We start from the raw sequence: 17,741 nt of genomic DNA on the forward strand, positions 1-17,741 counted from the left end.
TCACACGCTACGATGCGATCACGGCGTGAGCGGCTTCTTCGCGCTCTTCTTCGCCTTCACGTCCTCGATCGCCAGCTCCATCGCCGTCAACCTCGCCGCGGTCGACGGGTGGTTCGCCGTAAAGCCATTCACCACGCTGGCCGGATGGGCCGCCGCAAAACGCTTCCAGAACGCCGGGACGCCCTCGATGTTGTAGTCGGCCCGGGCCAGCAGGAAGACCGCGAGGCGGTCGGCGGCGGCGTCCAGGTTCGACGGCATGGCCTTGATGCCGGCACTGCCGTTGAGCATGCCGGTGTCGGGACTCATGCGCGTCAGGTTGTCGATCACGCTGTCGAGCGTGGCCTGGTTGCGCTGGGCTTTCGGGTGCTCGAGGATGTTGTGCGCCATCGTGCGCGCCAGCACATAGGCCAGCTCGTCGTCGTTGCGTGCCACGCCCAGCATGCCGCGCGTAAGCATCACGCGCGAACCGTCGGCGTAGGCGTTGACGTTGTCGCCATTGCCCAGCTCGATGCCGAAGCCGCAGGCGCGGGTGACCGGGATGCTCAGGTCGCGGGGGCGGCCGTCGCGCTCGATCGTCAGCGGCAAGGCAGTGTGGGCCGACATCAGGCTGCCGAACACCGCGCCGACCGTCGACGGGGCGCTGGCGCCGGTCGGCAGCGGCTTGCCGCCGGCCGCGACCAGGTCGTCGCCCAGGCGCAGCCCGGCTTTGGCCGCGCCGCTGCCGGCCAGCACGCCGGTGACCTGCAGCCGCTCATCCATGCCGAAGGCCACGTGCGCGGCCTCGTTGTAGATGCCGGGGTAGGAGTGGCGGTTCTTCGCAGTGAAGCCGAGCAGGTTGCGCGCGTGTTTCGGGCACAGCTCGGCATTGTCGATCAGCAGCGGGGCCGCCACGCGGTACAGGCGGTCCTGCATCGCCGCCATTTTCGTCAGTGTGTCGGCCGCGGCCGCCATCTGCGGCGTGAGCGGCGTGCCCTGCGGCGTTTCGGTCACGGGCCCGCCCGGGATGCCGGGCTGGCGGATCTGGGGCTGGGTGCCGCAGGCGGCCAGCAGGACGGCGGTGGCGATCCCCAGTGCGGCGGGGCGCAGACGTTCAATGCGAATCATTTTTCTCCTTTTCGCAGCTAACAGATCCCCCATGGCGGCGTTGCATCGTCTGGCCGTACTAACCTACTGTCTTCGACGATGCGCCTTGCCCTGGGGGCTCTGTTAGCCGCTCTTTTTAATGTTTTCCGGTGCTCCCGAACCCTCCGGCGCCCCGTTCGCTCGATGCAAACTCTTCGACGACATTGAAGCCCACCTGCAGGACGGGCACGATCACCAGCTGCGCCAGGCGGTCCAGCGGTTGCAGCGTAAAAGCGGCATGGCCGCGGTTCCAGGTCGAGACCATCAGCTGGCCCTGGTAATCGGAGTCGATCAAGCCTACCAGATTGCCGAGTACGATGCCGTTCTTATGGCCGAGTCCACTACGCGGCAGGATCATCGCCGCATAGCCCGGATCGGCCACGTGAATGGCGAGACCGGTCGGCACCAGCACCGTCTGGCCGGGTTCGAGGACGAGCGGCGCCTCGATGCAGGCGCGCAGGTCGAGGCCGGCGCTGCCGGGGGTGGCGTAGGCCGGCAGCAGTTCCTTCATGCGCGGGTCGAGGATCTTGATGTCTATCGTTTTCATGCGTTCTTGTTGTATGAATCAGGGAAGCTCAGGTAAGCAAGGAGCGCTGCTCGAGGCGCTTGCCGATTTCGGACACCAGCTGGCGCGCCAGCGTCAGCTTGTCGGCGCGCGGCAGCACGGTGTGGCCGTGTTCGTCGAACAGGACGATCGAATTCTCATCCTGCCCGAAGGTGTGGTGGCCGATGTTGCCCACCAGCAAAGGGATGCCCTTGCGTTCGCGCTTGGCGGCGCCGTACTCGACCAGGTTTTCGGACTCCGCCGCAAAACCGACGCAATACGGCCAGCCCGACAGCGAAGTGGTCGCCGCCACCGAGGCCAGGATGTCGGCGTTCTGCACGAATTCGAGCTGGGGCGCCGCGCCGCCTTCCTGCTTTTTCAGTTTCTGGTCGCTGGCGTTCGCGACCCGCCAGTCGGCCACCGCCGCGACGGCGATGAACACGTGCTGACCCTCGACGCCCGCCATCACCGCGTCGTGCATCTGCTGGGCGGACAGGACGTCGATGCGGCGCACGCCGTGCGGCGTCGACAGGGCCGTCGGGCCGGACACCAGCGTCACCTCGGCGCCGGCTTCGCGCGCGGCGCGGGCGATGGCATAGCCCATCTTGCCGGACGAGAGATTCGTGATGCCGCGCACCGGGTCGATCGCTTCGAAGGTCGGTCCGGCAGTGATCAGCACCCGCTTGCCGGCCAGGATCTTGTGCTGGAAGGAGGCGATGAGCTCTTCCAGTAACTGCTCCGGTTCCAGCATGCGTCCGAGACCGGTCTCGCCGCAGGCCTGTTCGCCGGCCGCCGGGCCGAAGATGCGAATACCGTCTTCGCGCAGGGTCGCGACGTTGCGCTGGGTGGCCGGGTTCTGCCACATCTCGACATTCATCGCCGGCGCGACCAGCAGCGGCACGCCGGCCGGACGCGCCAGGCACAGGGTCGAGAGCAGGTCGTCACAGACGCCATGCGCGAGCTTGCGGATGAAGTCGGCCGAACAGGGCGCGACCAGCACGGCATCGGCGCCGCGCGTGAGGTCGATGTGCGCCATGTTGTTCGGCATGCGCGGATCCCACTGATCCAGCCAGACCGTGTTGCCCGACAGGGCCTGCAGCGTCACTGGCCCGATGAAATGGGTGGCGGCATCGGTCATCACGACCTGCACGCTCGCCCCCTGCTTGATCAGCGCACGGCACAGTTCCGCCGCCTTGTAGCAGGCCACGCCCCCGGACAGGCCGAGGACGATTTTTTTACCTTGCAGGTCCATGCTCATGCCGAATGCTCCTTCAGTGCTTGTTTACGCGCCGCAGTTCGTCGACGATGAACAGGAAGGCGCCGACCGAGATGCCGATGTCGGCGACGTTAAAGGCCGGGAAGTGGCCCCAGCCGCGCCAGTAGAAGTCGAGGAAGTCGATCACGTGGCCGTAGGCGACGCGGTCGATCACATTGCCGACGGCGCCGCCCAGGATAAGGGCCAGGGCCCAGCAGAACAGGCGCTGGCCGGCGTGGCGCTTCATGAGGTAGAGGATGAAGCCGATGGCGCCCACCGCGATCGCGGTGAAGAACCAGCGCTGCCAGCCGCCCTGGTCGCCGAGGAAGGAAAACGCCGCGCCCGGGTTATACACGAGCACCAGGTTGAAGAAGCTGGTGACGGGTAGCGTTTCGCCATAGGCGAACAGTTTCGAGATCGTGATCTTGGTCAGCTGGTCGATCAGCACGACGAGGAAGGCGATGCCGAGCCAGGGGCCGATACCGGCGCCGGCGCCGGCGCCGCTGCCTGGTTTATGGACGGTCGAGATGCGTGGTTTTGTCTTGGTTGCCATGGGAGTCGAGGTCGGATAAGGAAAACCGCCATGCCGCGCACGGGCGGCATGGCGGTCGGCAGGTGAAGCTTACGCGAAGCGGCGTGCTTCGCCGGTGCCGAACAGGTTGCTCACGCAGCGGCCGCACAGGCCGGCGTGCTCATGGTTGTGGCCGACGTCGCGGCGGTAGTGCCAGCAGCGCTCGCACTTCGGCGCTTCCGATGGCGTCACCTGTACCGCTTCCTCGGCCTCGTTCGCGGCCTGTTCGACCGTCGCCTGCGAGGTGATGAAGACGAATTTCAAATCGTCGTCCAGGCTCGCCAGCAGCGCGTGCCTGGCGCCCGCCGCCTTGATCGTCAGCTCGGCCTGCAGCGACGAACCGATCGCACCCGAGGCACGCACTTCTTCCAGCTGCTTGGTGACGTCGGCACGCACTTCACGCAGGGCGGCGTACTTGGCCAGCAGCGCTTCCGCATCCGGCAGTTCCGGGAAGGTCCACAGGGTCTGCGTGAAGATGGTTTCGTCCGAATCCGCATAGGCTTGCTGGCCCGCGAACACGGCCCAGGCTTCCTCGGCCGTGAAGGACAGCACCGGCGCCATCACGCGCAGCAGGGCGTGCGCGATGTGCCAGAGCGCGGTCTGGGCCGAGCGGCGCGCTTGCGAGTCGACGCCGGTCGTGTACAGGCGGTCCTTGAGGATGTCGAGGTAGAAGCCGCCCAGGTCTTCCGAGCAGTAATTCTGCAGGCGCGAGACGACCGGGTGGAATTCGTAGCGGTCGAAGTGCGCGGCCACGTCCTTCTGCAGCTGCGCCATCGAGGCGATCGCGTAGCGGTCGATCTCCACCATCTCCGCCACCGGCACGGCGTGCTTCGCCGGGTCGAAGTCGGACGTATTCGCCAGCAGGAAGCGCAGCGTGTTCCGGATGCGCCGATACGATTCGGTGACGCGTTTCAGGATCTCTTCGCCGATCGACAGTTCGCCCGTGTAGTCGGTCGAGGCCACCCACAGGCGCAGGATGTCGGCGCCCAGGGTGTCCGAGATCTTCTGCGGCGCCATCGTGTTGCCAAGCGATTTGGACATCTTCTTGCCGTTTTCGTCCACCGTGAAGCCGTGGGTCAGCAGCGCCTTGTACGGCGGCGTACCGTTCAGCATCGAAGAGGTCAGCAGCGACGAGTGGAACCAGCCGCGGTGCTGGTCCGAGCCTTCCAGGTACAGGTCGGCCGGGAAGGTCGACTGTTGCGCGTGCGAGCCGCGCAGCACGGTCTGGTGCGTCGCGCCCGAGTCGAACCAGACGTCGAGCGTGTCCTTGTTCTTCTCATACACGTCGGCGTCGTCGCCCAGCAGCGTGCGCGGGTCGAGTGCCTGCCAGGCGTCGATGCCGTTCTGTTCGATCAGCTTGGCCACCTGCTCCAGCAGCTCAGGGGTACGCGGATGCAATTCTCCGGTTTCCTTGTGGATGAAGAAGGCCATCGGCACGCCCCACTGGCGCTGGCGCGACAGGGTCCAGTCCGGACGGTTCTCGATCATGCCGTGCAGGCGCGCCTGGCCCCAGTCCGGGAAGAACTGGGTCTTGTCGATGCCGGCCAGCGCCGTTTCGCGCAGGGTCGGGCCACCGTCCTTTGGCGTGAGGTCCATGCCGGCGAACCACTGGCTGGTCGCGCGGTAGACGATCGGGGTCTTGTGGCGCCAGCAGTGCATGTAGCTGTGGTCAAACATTTTCAGTTCGAACAGGGCGCCCGCTTCGGTCAGCGCGGCGCAGATCGGCTTGCTGGCTTCCCAGATCGTCAGGCCGCCGAACAGCGGCAGCGAGCTCGCAAAGCGGCCGTCGCCCATGACAGGCTTCAAAATCTCGTCGTCCTTCATGCCGTGCGCCTTGCACGAGATAAAGTCTTCCAGGCCATAGGCCGGCGCCGAGTGGACCACGCCGGTGCCGCTCTCGGTGGTGACGTAGTCGGCCAGGTACATCGGCGACAGGCGGTCATAGAACGGATCGGCGGCGTGCAGCGGATGCTTGAAGCGCAGGCCTTCGAGCTGGGCGCCAAGCGTGGTGGCGATGACCTTGCCTTCGAGTTTATAACGCTGGAGGCAGGACTCGACCAGGTCCTGGGCCAGGATCAGCAGCAGCGGCTCGCCGTTGCGCTCGCTTTGGACGAGGGCGTAGGTCACTTCGGCGTTGACGTTCAGCGCCTGGTTCGACGGGATGGTCCACGGGGTCGTGGTCCAGATCACGATGAAACCGTTCATGGTCGGCAGCGACGGCAGGCCGAAGGCGGCGGCGATTTTCTCTTCTTCGGCGAATTTAAAACCGACGTCGATCGCCGGGTCGCGCTTGTCCTGGTATTCGACTTCCGCTTCAGCCAGGGCCGAGCCGCAGTCGAAGCACCAGTTCACGGGCTTCAGGCCGCGATACACATAACCTTTATCGAGCAGCTTGCCCAGCGCGCGCAACTCGTCGGCCTCGTTACCGTAGGCCATGGTCATGTACGGGTTTTCCCATTCGCCGAGCACACCCAGGCGGATGAAACCGGCGCGCTGGCGGTCGATCTGCTCGAGCGCATAGGCACGCGCCTTCTGCAGTACCTCGGCGGTTGGCAAATTCTTGCCGTACAGTTTTTCGATCTGGATCTCGATCGGCATGCCGTGGCAGTCCCAGCCCGGCACATAGGGCGCGTCGAAGCCGGCCATGGTGCGCGATTTGACGACCATGTCCTTCAGGATCTTGTTGACCGCGTGGCCGAGGTGGATGTCGCCGTTCGCATACGGTGGACCGTCATGCAGCACGAAGGTCGGACGGCCCTTGGCCGCCTTGCGGATGCGGTGGTAGATCTGCTTGTCCTGCCATTGCTTGACCCAGCCCGGTTCGCGCTTGGCGAGGTCGCCGCGCATCGGGAACGGGGTGTCGGTCATGTTGACCGGGTATTTGCTCGTTGGCTTGCTTTCAGGCTTTTTGGCAGCTTTTTGGGCAGGCGCGTTCTGGACGGGTTTGCTGTTTTCGGACATAAATTTCTTCGGTAAGGGAATGCGGATGTGGCTGCGCCGGGGTAGGGCGCTGGCCGCGCGGGAACGATGCCGTCGCGCGTCAAATTCGGTCGGTGGCGGTCAGGGCGCCGGCGCGGGCCGTGCTGCTATTGGCACTGCGGGGATCGTGCTGCAGCCGGTTGCCGGCGAACCAGGCGCGTGCCTGTTCGGCGTCGCGGTGGATCGCGGCGGTGAGGGTGTCGAGGTCGACGTACTTTTCCTCGTCGCGCAGTTTTTGCAGGAACTCGACGCGCACCAGCTTGCCATAGCAGGGACGGTCGTAGTCGAAGATGTGCACTTCCAGCAGCATGCGGCCGGCGTCCTCGACCGTGGGACGCACGCCCAGGCTGGCCACCGCCGGCAGGGGCTGGTCGGCCAGGCCGTGGACTTGCACCACGAAGATGCCTTGTACGGCAGGGCGGTGCGCGACCCGTAGGTTCAGGGTCGGGAAGCCGAGGGTGCGGCCGAGCTTGGCGCCATGGATCACGTGGCCCGACATCGCATACGGGTGGCCGAGCAGGGCGCCGGTGGCCTGCAAATCGCCCGCTGCCAGCGCGGCGCGCACGGCGGAGGACGAGATGCGCTGGTCGCCTTCGCGCACGGTGGGCAGGGTCTCGACCTGGAAGCCATGGCGGCGGCCGGCTTCCTTGAGCATCTCGACGTTGCCGGCGCGCTTGGCGCCGTAGCAGAAGTCGTCGCCCACCATCAGCCATTTGACGTGCAGGCCGTCGACCAGCACGCGCTGGGTGAAGTCCTCGGGCGAGATCGAGGCGAATTGTTCGTTGAAGTGCTCGACGATGACGCGGTCGATGCCGGCTTTGGACAAGTCTTCGAGCTTGTCGCGCAGATTGGCGATGCGCGCCGGAGCGCGGCTGAGGTCGCCGCTGCGGCGGGCGAAGTATTCGCGCGGGTGGGGCTCGAAGGTCATCACTGCCGCTTCCAGTCCCAGCGCCTGGCTGGCTGCCCGGACGCGCGCCAGCAGGGCCTGGTGGCCACGATGGACACCATCGAAATTGCCGATGGTGAGGGCGCACGGTGCGCGCGCCGCGTCGTTGGGAAGTCCGCGAAATACCTTCATTGGTGGTTCCAGAATGCCCGGCAAGCCTGCCACGCAAGTCGTGGTCAACGCTGCCGCGGGGCGAAAACCTTGATTATACGGTATAGCGTTGCCTGCGTAGGGTGGGCATGCCCACGCGTAATGGTTGCCTGGTGTTGACGCGATTCGCATCGGCGGCGGCAAAAAAAACGCCGCCTGCGAACAGGCGGCGTTTTTGCGAATCGGAAATCGATCGCGAGGCGGCTATCAGGCCAGTGGCTTGTTGATCGCCATGATCCAGTAGCGAGCCAGCTCGGCCGTACCTTCCTTGCCGCTGACGCCCTTCAGGGCGGTGATCGCCTGCTGTTTCTTGCCCGCTGCCGCATAGGCTTCGCCCAGGCGCAGCTTGGCTTCGTCCGGGTAGCGCAGGCCGCCGGCCTTGATGGCGGTTTCCATCATCTTCAGGCCCTTGTCCGCCTGGCCTGCCTGCACCAGGCCGTAACCGAGGGCGACCAGGCCGTCGTTGTCCTTGGCAGCCGTGTATTCGGCTTCCGTGGCAGCGGCATTTTTGTTCTGGTCAGCCAGGTTTTTCTCGGCCAGGTCCTTCAGGCGCTGGTGACGGGCAGCGTCGGGACCGGTGCCCAGGGCGCCAGCCTTGTAGCCCTTGTCGATGATCTTCAGGGCTTCAGCCGGGGCCTTTGCCTGCAGCACGAGCTGCGACATCTCCATGAACTCGCTCGGCTTCTTCAGCAGGCCGTTGGCCAGCTTCAGGCGGTAGAGGTCGACCGACAGGCGGCTCGAGAAGCCAGGCTTGCCTTGCACGCGGTTCAGCAGGTCATTCCAGTACTGGGCTTTCGGGTAGTTCGCCGCCAGCTTTTCGATGGTGTTGACGTAGCCGGCCTTGTCGTTCTTCTTGAGCTGGATGTTGGCGAGCATGCCGAGCATGTCTTCGCTCATGCGGCCGGACTGCTCGGCCTTGTGCAGCTCGGTTTCCAGGGCAGCGATATTGCCCTGCTTGTAATAGTTCTGCAGCAGGTAGGCGCGCAGTTTCGGATCGTCGCCATTCTTGAGCTGGCGCTGGATGGCTTCGTTCGCCTTGTTCAGTTCGCCACCGCGCATGTAGATGCCGATCAGGCCTTCCGAGAACTGGCTGCGTTCGGCTGCGGACAGCTTGCCCGAAGCGATCAGGGCCTCGAAAGCGTCGGCGGCGGTACCGTAGTCGCCGGCCGAGGAAGCGGCGGCAGCGCGCACGCGGTCGATCAGGTAGCTTTCGTTTGGCGTCTTGCCGGGGACCTTGTCCGCTTCGCGCAGTTTTGCCAGGGCGTCCTTGTGCTTGCCCTGTTTCATCAGTGCCTGGGCTTCCTGCAGTCGCTTGCCGATTTCAGGGCGCATCGCTTCCGCCGCATGGGCAGGGGCCAGGCCGACGATGGGCGTTGCAGCGGTAAAACCAAGGGCGGCCAGTGCGAGGCCGAGGTGTGCGAGTCGGAATTTGCTCATTCTATGGAAATCCTTCTTTGAAAATGGACACGGCAGGGAAACCCTGCCGTGTTGGTCAAGTCTGGTGCGGTTACTGGAACTGCTCGTTACCGACCATGCCGATCTTCGTGACGCCGAGACGTTGGGCCGTTGCCATCACACCGGCAACCACCTTGTACTCGACCAGCTTGTTCGGACGCAGGTGCACTTCCGGCTGGTCTGGCTGCGAAGCCACTTCATTCATCTTCGCTTCCAGCGTCGGGCGATCAGGGATTGCCTGGCCGTCCCAGAGGATGGTGCCATCGAAGTCGACGTCGATCGTGACGACGCGCGGCTCTTCAGTCTTTGGCGGTGGGGTACCCACCGGCATGTTCAGATTGACCGCGTGGTTTTGCTTCGGAATCGTGATAATCAACATGATGATCAAGACCAACAGAACGTCGATCAAGGGCGTCATGTTCATTTCCATCATCGGTTCCGGATCGGCTCCTTTGGCGGAGCCTGAACCTACGTTCATACCCATGGTGTTTCCTTTTTTAATGACTGGTGCAAGGTGCGGTGCCGGGGTTGAATCCGGCACCGCGACTGACATTAGTTCTTGTCAGGTGGTTCGATCACGAACCCGACCTTTTGCACACCAGCACGTTGTGCCGTGTAGATCACCCGACCGATTGCCTCGTAACGGGTCGCCTGGTCGCCACGCACCTTGACTGCAGGCTGTGGCAGTTTGACCGACTGCTCCGCAAAGAACTTGAACAATTCGTCCGTGTTCTGGATGCGGCGCTGGTTCCAGTACATCTCGCCGTCTTTGTTGACGGTGATGTTGATGTCTTCCGGCGCGGTCTTGGCAACCTGGTTCGTTTCCGCCGGCAGATTAACCGTCTGCAGCTTCAGCACGACCGGGCTGGTGATCAGGAAGATGATCAGGAGAACCAACATGATGTCGACGAGCGGCGTCGTGTTGATCTCTGACATCACGGCATCATCATCTCCGCTATCGGAGCCGACACTCATTGCCATGATTTATCCAATCTTTTTAGCGCCGGTAGCAGCACGGGCAGCTTCCGAGGTCGACATGGCGCCCGAAACCAGGACCGAGTGCACGTCGGCGCTGAACGAACGGACATCTTCCATTGCCGACTTGTTGCGGCGGACCAGCCAGTTGTAACCCAGAACGGCAGGAACGGCGACGAACAGACCGAAGGCGGTCATGATCAGCGCTTCACCGACTGGACCTGCGACCTTGTCGATCGATGCGTTACCCGACATACCGATGTTGGTCAGTGCGTTGTAGATGCCCCAGACGGTACCGAACAGACCGATGAACGGCGAGGTCGAACCGACGGTTGCCAGGAACGACAGGCCATCCTGCAGGCGCGACTGGACGCGGTCCACGGCGCGCTGAACTTGCATCGTCACCCAGGTCGACAGGTCGATCTGCTCGAGCAGGGCGCCATCGTGGTGCTGGGTTGCCTTGGTGCCGGTTTCAGCGATGAAGCGGAATGGCGAACCTTCTTTCAGCGCAGCCGAACCGGCAGCGATCGAGTTGGCTTTCCAGAACTTCTGCGACACTTCTTTCGACTGGCGCATGATCTTCGACTGGTCGATCAGCTTGGTGATGATGATGTACCACGAGCCCATCGACATCAGCGACAGGATGATGATGGTGCCCTTGTTGACGAAGTCGCCTTCTGCCCACATGGCCGAGAAGCCGTACGGGTTCTTGACTTCTTCTTTTGCACCGGCGGCGGCCGGAGCGGCTGCGCCTTCGGCTGCAGGTGCAGCGGCTGCTGCGTCAGCGGCCGGAGCGGCTGCTGCGTCTGCCGGTGCGGCGGCGGCCGGAGCTGCCTCCTTCGGTGCGTCAGCGAAGGCTGGTGCCGAGACCAGGGCCGATGCCGCCGTAACCGAGAACAGGACAGCCGCCAGGACAGCGGACAAACGGGTATTCTTAAACATGCTTCCTCCAGAAATATAAAAATAGACAGTTCGCTGATCTAAAGACAACGAAAATCACTGTTGTGAGACGATCTTCTGTCTCGGTTATTGGTCCAGCGACCAGACGTACTCGACTGAGGTCCATGCCTGTTCAGGCTGACCGTTGACCATTGCCGGTTTGAAGCGGCACTTGCCAATCGCAGCCTGCGCTGCACGGTCCAGGTCACGCGAGCCACTCGATTTCGCGATCTTGGACTCAACCATCCGGCCGTCGACGCCGATCAGGAACTGAATTACCGACTTGCCTTCTTCTTCGTTACGTGCCGAAGCTTTCGGGTATTCCGGCTTGGCGCAGGTGCTGAAGTCCGCGACTGCAGCGGTACGGCTAGGGCCGGCTGGTGCTGCGGCCGGAGCCGGTGGCGCCGGGGGCGCCGGTGGAGCCAGGCTGGTGGTCGGAGGCGGCGTGTTCGTCGCGGCAGAAATCGTGTTCTGCGGCGGCGGCGGCTGCTGCACCTGCACCTCGACCGGCGGAATGAATGGAGGCGGTGGGGCCTTCATTTCCGGCGGTGGCGGCGGTGGAGGAGTCTCCGGTGGCGGCGGTGGCTTCACCTCTTCGATCAACTTCGTTTCCACTGCTTCCTGCACCTTCGAAATCACCTTCGTACCGAGACCATTGATGATCCCCCAGGCGACCAGGACGTGCAACAGGACCACAATGGTGATACCAGTGAGATTCTTCCCCGGTTCCTTCTCATGTGAAAAATTCATGCCTGCTTTCTCCAATACCAACTCTTTTTGTTGCTACTAAACCCTCAAAACACGACGAAAAAACAAGGCCGCATCCGGGACATCGGCGAATTATACCTACGAATTCTTTTTTGCACAGGTATTTTTGAGCCCGGAAAATGGGCCTAAACCCCTGTAAAAACAGGCAATACTGCTCATCCGGACGCACCGCCGCTGTGCAAAAATGCGCAGGAAAATCCTATATAAAATTACAACTTTACAGCTTGCTATGCTCGTACTGTGGAAGATCTTGAAAGAACTAGCCTTTTGCCAAATATTGCATGCCGATTTTGCCGAATGGCAAATATCATATAGTGCAATGCTCAGCTTTTTGCAAACTATAGCCAGTTTTGGCAAACGCGAGCGTTCGCCAGCTAACAGAACTGTAATGACAACGGGGCTGGGAGTATGACTGGAAGTGATGGCATGCCGCTGAGTCGCTATATCTTGACCTGCATCAGCGGGGGAGGGTGCCTCCAGGCAAGATCCGGGGATGGATGCTGCCTGGAGGAGCAGTGACGCACTCGGCGAGTGCGCCGGGGTGCGATCAGCGGTGGCGCTTCTCGCGCCGGCAGTCGAGGAAACTGACGACGTGGCCGGTGGAATCGACCGTTTCGAGCCGGACGTCGAAGCCCCACAGCCGCGCTACGTGCTTGAGCACTTCCTGGGCCTGGCCGTTGAGTGGACGGCGCTGGAACTGGGTATGGCGCAGGGTCAGGGCGCGGTCGTCGCGCGTATTGACTTGCCAGACCTGGATGTTCGGCTCGCGGTTGCCGATGTTGTACTGCTCGGCCAGCTGCTGGCGAACGTAGCGGTAGCCGGCTTCGTCGTGGATGGCGGAGATGGTCAGCTTGTCGCTGCGGTCATCGTCGAGCACGGCGAAGAAGTGGAAGTCGCGGATCAGCTTGGGCGACAGGTACTGGGCGATGAAGCTCTCGTCCTTGAAGTTGCGCATCGCAAAATCGAGCGTCTTGATCCAGTCGCTGCCGGCCATGTCCGGGAACCAGGCCCGGTCTTCCTCGGTCGGGTTCTCGCAGATGCGCCGGATGTCGCTCATCATCGCGAAGCCGAGCGCGTAGGGATTGATGCCGCTGTAATAGGGGCTGGTCGCTGCCGGCTGGTAGACGACGTTGGTATGGCTTTGCAGGAACTCGAGCATGAACCCGTCGCCGACGATGCCCTCTTTATATAGTTCCTGCAGAATCGTGTAATGCCAGAAGGTCGCCCAGCCCTCGTTCATGACCTGGGTCTGGCGCTGCGGATAAAAATACTGCGAGATCTTGCGCGTGATGCGCACCAGTTCGCGCTGCCAGGGTTCGAGCAGCGGTGCGTACTTCTCTATGAAGTACAGCAGGTTTTCCTCGGGCTCGGGCGGGAAGCGCGGCGGCGGGGCGTTGCGTTCTTCTTCCTCGCGCCGCGGGACGGTACGCCACAGGGCGTTCACCTGCGACTGGGCATACTCTTCGCGTTCCTTCTGGCGCGCCGCTTCCTGCGCCACCGAGAGTTTGGCGGGACGTTTATAACGGTCGACCCCGTAGTTCTGGATCGCATGGCAGGAGTCGAGCAGGTCCTCCACCGCATCGATGCCGTAGCGCTGCTCGCACTCGGCGATGTAATTCTTGGCAAACACCATGTAATCGACGATCGCCTCGGCGTCGGTCCAGGTGCGGAACAGGTAATTGCCCTTAAAGAAGGAATTGTGGCCGTAGGCGGCGTGGGCGATGACCAGCGCCTGCATCGTCAGGCTGTTTTCCTCCATCAGGTAGGCGATGCAGGGATCGGAATTGATGACGATCTCGTAGGCCAGGCCCATCTGGCCGCGCTTGTAGCTCTTTTCGGTCGACAGGAAGTGTTTGCCGAAGGACCAGTGGTTATAGGACACCGGCATGCCGACCGAGGTGTAGGCATCCATCATCTGCTCGGCGGTAATGATCTCGAGCTGGTTGGGGTAGGTGTCGAGGCCGAATTTTTTGGCCACGCGGCGAATTTCCTCGTGCGCCTGCTCGATCAGGTCGAAGGTCCACTCCGACTGTTCGGGCAGGGCGCGCGGATTGGTGCGGTCGTCTGGCATATGCGTGCCTATCGGGTTACTTGGGCTGCTTTTTGAACAGCTCGCGGAAGACCGGGTAGATGTCGGCCGGCGTCACGATCTTCTGCATGGCGAAGTTGGCGTGGTGCGCGGCGACCTCGGTGTATTGCTCCCACAGGTTCTGCGGCGGCCCGTCGGTGATTTCGACATAGGTGTAGTACTGCACCTTCGGCATGATGCCGTTGTTCAGTAGCTGCTTGCACAGTACCGAGTCGTTGTCCCAGTTGTCGCCGTCCGAGGCCTGGGCGACGTAGGCGTTCCAGTCGGAACTCGAGTAGCGCTCGGCGATCACCTTCTGCAGCAGGTGCAGGGCCGAGGACACGACGGTGCCGCCGGACTCGCGCGAGTGGAAGAATTCGTCCTCGTCGACTTCGGCCGCGGCCGTGTGGTGGCGGATGAAGACGACGTCGATGCGCTCGTAGACGCGTTTGAGGAAAAGATACAGCAGGATGAAGAAACGCTTGGCGGTGTCCTTGCGCGTTTCGTCCATCGAGCCGGACACGTCCATGACGCAGAACATCACGGCCTGGGTGCTGGGCTTCGGCACCTTGATGCGGTTGCTGTAGCGCAGGTCGAACGGATCGATGAAGGGAATCGCGTTGATGCGCGTATGCAGGTGGTGGATTTTTTTCCTGATCTCGACGACGCGCGGGTCGTCCTCGGGCACCTCGGCGTCGAACAGCGCTTCAAGCTCCTGCTGCAGCTCGCTCGCTGCCCGGCGGCTGGGACCGCCCACCGCGATGCGCCGCCCGAGCGCGCCGCGCAGCGAACGCAGCACGTGGATGTTGGACGGCGTGCCCGACACGTTGTAGCCGGCGCGCTGGGTTTTGAAATCGATCGTCTGCGTGAGCTGGGTCTTGACCATGTTCGGCAGCTCGAGGTCTTCGAAGAAGTAATTCATGAATTCTTCGCGCGAGAGCTCGAAGATGAAATCGTCCTCGCTGGTCTGTTCGCTGTTGCCGGCGCGGCCGCGGCCGGAACCGCCGCCGCCGCTGCGCGGACGGTTGAACTGGTCGCCTTTCTGGTATTCGGTATTGCCAGGGTTAATGGTTTCCCACACGCCGCCATGGGCGTGGCCGAAATGCGGTTCGTTGACGTCCTTGACGGGGATCGAGACTTTTTCGCCGTTCTCGATGTCGGTGATCGAGCGGCCCTTGATCGCGCGGCCGACCGCATCCTTGATTTGCGCCTTGTAGCGGCGCAGGAAGCGTTCACGGTTCACCGCGGACTTGTTCTTGCCCTGCAAGCGTCGGTCGATGAGGTAAGTCAAAACATGCCTCCTGTTAAAACCGCGGCGGACCGCAATCTGCCGCGGTCCCCCTATCTTAATACGCAGCGTGCATAAGCGGGGTGCGCACGTCTGGCAGGGTAGTCGAAATTGCGCCGGAGGGCACGCAACGTACCGTTTTGCGGACGGCCGATGCCGGCAGTCGGGGCGGCGGCCGGCCTACCCATCCGGACGCGCCGCCGGTGCCGCCTGTTACGACGACTTCCTCACACGCAGATACCATTCGCACAGCAGCCGCACCTGCTTGGCCGTATAGCCTTTCTCGACCATGCGGTTGACGAAGTCGGCATGCTTCGTCGCGTCCTCGGCACTTGCCTTGGCGTTGAACGAAATCACCGGCAGCAGTTCCTCCGTATTCGAGAACATTTTCTTCTCGATCACGGTGCGGAACTTTTCGTAGCTGGTCCAGGCCGGATTCTTGCCGCCGTTGGTCGCCCGGGCCCGCAAGCCGAAGTTGACGATCTCGTTGCGGAAATCCTTCGGATTCGAGATGCCTGCCGGCTTCTCGATCTTTTCCAGCTCGGCGTTGAGCGATTCGCGATCGAAACTCTCGCCGGTGTCCGGATCGCGGAATTCCTGGTCCTGGATCCAGAAGTCGGCAAAGGTCACATAACGGTCGAAAATGTTCTGGCCGTATTCCGAATAGCTTTCCAGATAGGCGGTCTGGATTTCCTTGCCGATGAAGTCGACATAGCGCTGCGCCAGGTGTTCCTTGATATACGAGTGGTAGCGCTGTTCGAGTTCGGGCGGGAACTGCTCGCGCTCGATCTGCTGCTCCAGTACATACAGCAGGTGCACCGGATTGGCCGCCACTTCGGTATTGTCGAAGTTGAAGACTTTCGACAGGATCTTGAAGGCAAAGCGCGTCGACAAGCCGTTCATGCCTTCGTCCACGCCGGCATAGTCGACATATTCGTGCAGCGACTTGGCTTTCGGATCGGTGTCCTTCAGGTTCTCGCCGTCGTAGACCAGCATCTTCGAATAGATGCTCGAATTTTCCGGATCCTTCAGGCGCGACAGGATCGCGAACTGCGCCATCATGCGCAGCGTGCCCGGCGCGCAGGGCGCCTTCTCGAGGGAAGAGTTGCGCACCAACTTATCGTAAATCTTGATCTCGTCGGAAATGCGCAGGCAATACGGCACCTTCACGATATAGATCCGGTCGAGGAATGCCTCGTTGTTGCGGTTGTTGCGGAAGGTCTTCCACTCCGACTCGTTCGAGTGCGCCAGGATGATGCCCTCGAAAGGAATCGCGCCGAAGCCCTCGGTGCCCTTGTAATTGCCTTCCTGGGTGGCCGTCAGCAAGGGGTGCAGCACTTTGATCGGGGCCTTGAACATCTCGACGAATTCCATCAGGCCCTGGTTCGCCAGGCACAGGCCGCCGGAATAGCTGTAGGCGTCCGGATCGTCCTGCGAATAATCCTCGAGCTTGCGGATGTCGACCTTGCCGACCAGCGAGGAGATGTCCTGGTTGTTCTCGTCGCCCGGCTCGGTCTTCGAGATGGCGACTTGTTTCAGGATCGAAGGGTAGCGCTTGACGACCCGGAACTTGTTGATGTCGCCGCCGAACTCGTGCAGGCGTTTGACCGCCCACGGGCTCGGGATCGAGCGCAGGTAGCGGCGCGGGATGCCGTAGTCTTCTTCCAGGATGACGCCGTCCTCGTCCTCGTTGAAGAGGCCGAGCGGCGATTCGTTCACGGGCGAACCCTTAATCGCGTAGAAGGGCACTTGCTCCATCAAGTGTTTCAGCTTTTCCGCAATCGACGACTTGCCGCCGCCGACCGGGCCCAGCAGATACAGGATCTGCTTGCGTTCTTCCAGCCCCTGCGCGGCGTGGCGGAAGTAGGAAACGACCTGTTCGATCACTTCCTCCATGCCGTAGAACTCGCGGAAGGCGGGATAGACCTTGATGACCTTGTTGGCAAAGATGCGCGACATGCGCGGATCGAGCCGGGTATCGACGAGCTGCGGCTCACCGATCGCAGCGAGCATGCGCTCCGGCGCGCTGGCATAGGTCAGCGGGTCTTTCTTACAGAGAGCAAGATATTCGGACAGGGAATATTCTTCTTCACGGGTACGCTCGTAACGGGCTGCGTAGTTGTCAAAAATGGTCATGTGCATGTCCTTTAGTTTGCTAACAACGATCACTGTCACGATGGACGGCATGCAGCCGGCCACCAAAGCCCCGATTTTCTTGGCGTAGATACGGGAGCGCGATGAACCATTAGACGTCGGATTGCTGGCGTGTGCTGCACGGTCAACACTCCTTCGCTCGCGATGGTTTCCCGAGCTTCCCACCCGTTAGGCGGGTCGTCCTGGTAGCGCCGCGCGGCGTGCGCGGCGGCTCAGGCGGATTGTTCTTTTTTGAGCCGGCTTGTGGCCGGATGTCCCGTGGATGAAAGGGTCTTTTTATGTTTCTGAAATTTATTATGTGCCTATTAGTACCCGAAGTCAAAGCACTCTCGATTCCGTAGTTGTAACACCTGTAAGCGTTTGATTATTCACGGAAAACGATAGATTTTATGCTTATGCGGAAAACGTCTAAGCAGCCGCTGGCGGCCAAACTTTTATGCATTCTGTATGGCTATTTCCAGCAGTCCTTACTGCTGGGGTGACGAAAGTTCTGGTCCGATAGTGCACGATCCGGCGGGCCGGTGGCG

General features: G+C 62.2%; 14 protein-coding genes. All 14 read right to left on the reverse strand.

Features of this window, described 5'->3' with window-relative positions:
- Positions 1-18: 18 nt before the first annotated feature.
- A complete protein-coding gene (locus tag LPB04_RS10725; RefSeq protein ID WP_193688651.1) occupies positions 19-1,104 on the reverse strand; it encodes a M48 family metallopeptidase in 1,086 nt (361 codons plus the stop codon).
- 115 nt (positions 1,105-1,219) lie between these two features.
- The gene (dut, locus tag LPB04_RS10730) at positions 1,220-1,669 is read right to left on the reverse strand and encodes a dUTP diphosphatase (RefSeq protein ID WP_193688652.1); all 450 of its coding nucleotides are present in this window, start codon (positions 1,667-1,669) and stop codon (positions 1,220-1,222) included.
- Between the two features lie 28 nt (positions 1,670-1,697).
- Complete coding sequence (coaBC, locus tag LPB04_RS10735) at positions 1,698-2,918, reverse strand: bifunctional phosphopantothenoylcysteine decarboxylase/phosphopantothenate--cysteine ligase CoaBC (RefSeq protein WP_193688943.1); 1,221 nt, start codon at positions 2,916-2,918, stop codon at positions 1,698-1,700.
- Positions 2,919-2,937: 19 nt separating this feature from the next.
- Entirely contained in the window at positions 2,938-3,474 is a 537-nt protein-coding gene (lspA, locus tag LPB04_RS10740; RefSeq protein ID WP_193688653.1) for a signal peptidase II, read from the reverse strand.
- 69 nt (positions 3,475-3,543) lie between these two features.
- On the reverse strand, positions 3,544-6,453 hold the full coding sequence (gene ileS, locus LPB04_RS10745; RefSeq protein ID WP_193688654.1) for an isoleucine--tRNA ligase: 2,910 nt from the start codon (positions 6,451-6,453) through the stop codon (positions 3,544-3,546).
- Between the two features lie 79 nt (positions 6,454-6,532).
- Positions 6,533-7,549, reverse strand: a complete 1,017-nt coding sequence (locus LPB04_RS10750) for a bifunctional riboflavin kinase/FAD synthetase (protein ID WP_193688655.1) — start codon at positions 7,547-7,549, stop codon at positions 6,533-6,535.
- 225 nt (positions 7,550-7,774) lie between these two features.
- On the reverse strand, positions 7,775-9,004 hold the full coding sequence (locus LPB04_RS10755; RefSeq protein ID WP_193688656.1) for a tetratricopeptide repeat protein: 1,230 nt from the start codon (positions 9,002-9,004) through the stop codon (positions 7,775-7,777).
- Between the two features lie 70 nt (positions 9,005-9,074).
- Complete coding sequence (locus tag LPB04_RS10760; protein WP_193688657.1) at positions 9,075-9,506, reverse strand: ExbD/TolR family protein; 432 nt, start codon at positions 9,504-9,506, stop codon at positions 9,075-9,077.
- Between the two features lie 68 nt (positions 9,507-9,574).
- Entirely contained in the window at positions 9,575-10,003 is a 429-nt protein-coding gene (locus LPB04_RS10765) for an ExbD/TolR family protein (protein ID WP_193688658.1), read from the reverse strand.
- A 3-nt stretch (positions 10,004-10,006) separates the two neighbouring features.
- Positions 10,007-10,939 carry a MotA/TolQ/ExbB proton channel family protein gene (locus LPB04_RS10770; protein ID WP_227496702.1) on the reverse strand — a complete coding sequence of 311 codons (933 nt, stop codon included), beginning with the start codon at positions 10,937-10,939 and terminating at the stop codon, positions 10,007-10,009.
- Positions 10,940-11,023: 84 nt separating this feature from the next.
- Complete coding sequence (locus tag LPB04_RS10775) at positions 11,024-11,686, reverse strand: energy transducer TonB (protein ID WP_193688659.1); 663 nt, start codon at positions 11,684-11,686, stop codon at positions 11,024-11,026.
- Between the two features lie 565 nt (positions 11,687-12,251).
- Entirely contained in the window at positions 12,252-13,775 is a 1,524-nt protein-coding gene (locus LPB04_RS10780; protein WP_193688660.1) for a SpoVR family protein, read from the reverse strand.
- Positions 13,776-13,791: 16 nt separating this feature from the next.
- The gene (locus tag LPB04_RS10785) at positions 13,792-15,063 is read right to left on the reverse strand and encodes a YeaH/YhbH family protein (protein ID WP_193688661.1); all 1,272 of its coding nucleotides are present in this window, start codon (positions 15,061-15,063) and stop codon (positions 13,792-13,794) included.
- A gap of 210 nt (positions 15,064-15,273) precedes the next feature.
- A complete protein-coding gene (locus tag LPB04_RS10790) occupies positions 15,274-17,196 on the reverse strand; it encodes a PrkA family serine protein kinase (RefSeq protein WP_193688662.1) in 1,923 nt (640 codons plus the stop codon).
- Positions 17,197-17,741 lie beyond the last annotated feature (545 nt).

It is taken from the genome of Massilia litorea (genome assembly GCF_015101885.1).
In the GTDB taxonomy this organism is placed as follows: Bacteria; Pseudomonadota; Gammaproteobacteria; order Burkholderiales; family Burkholderiaceae_D; genus Telluria; species Telluria litorea.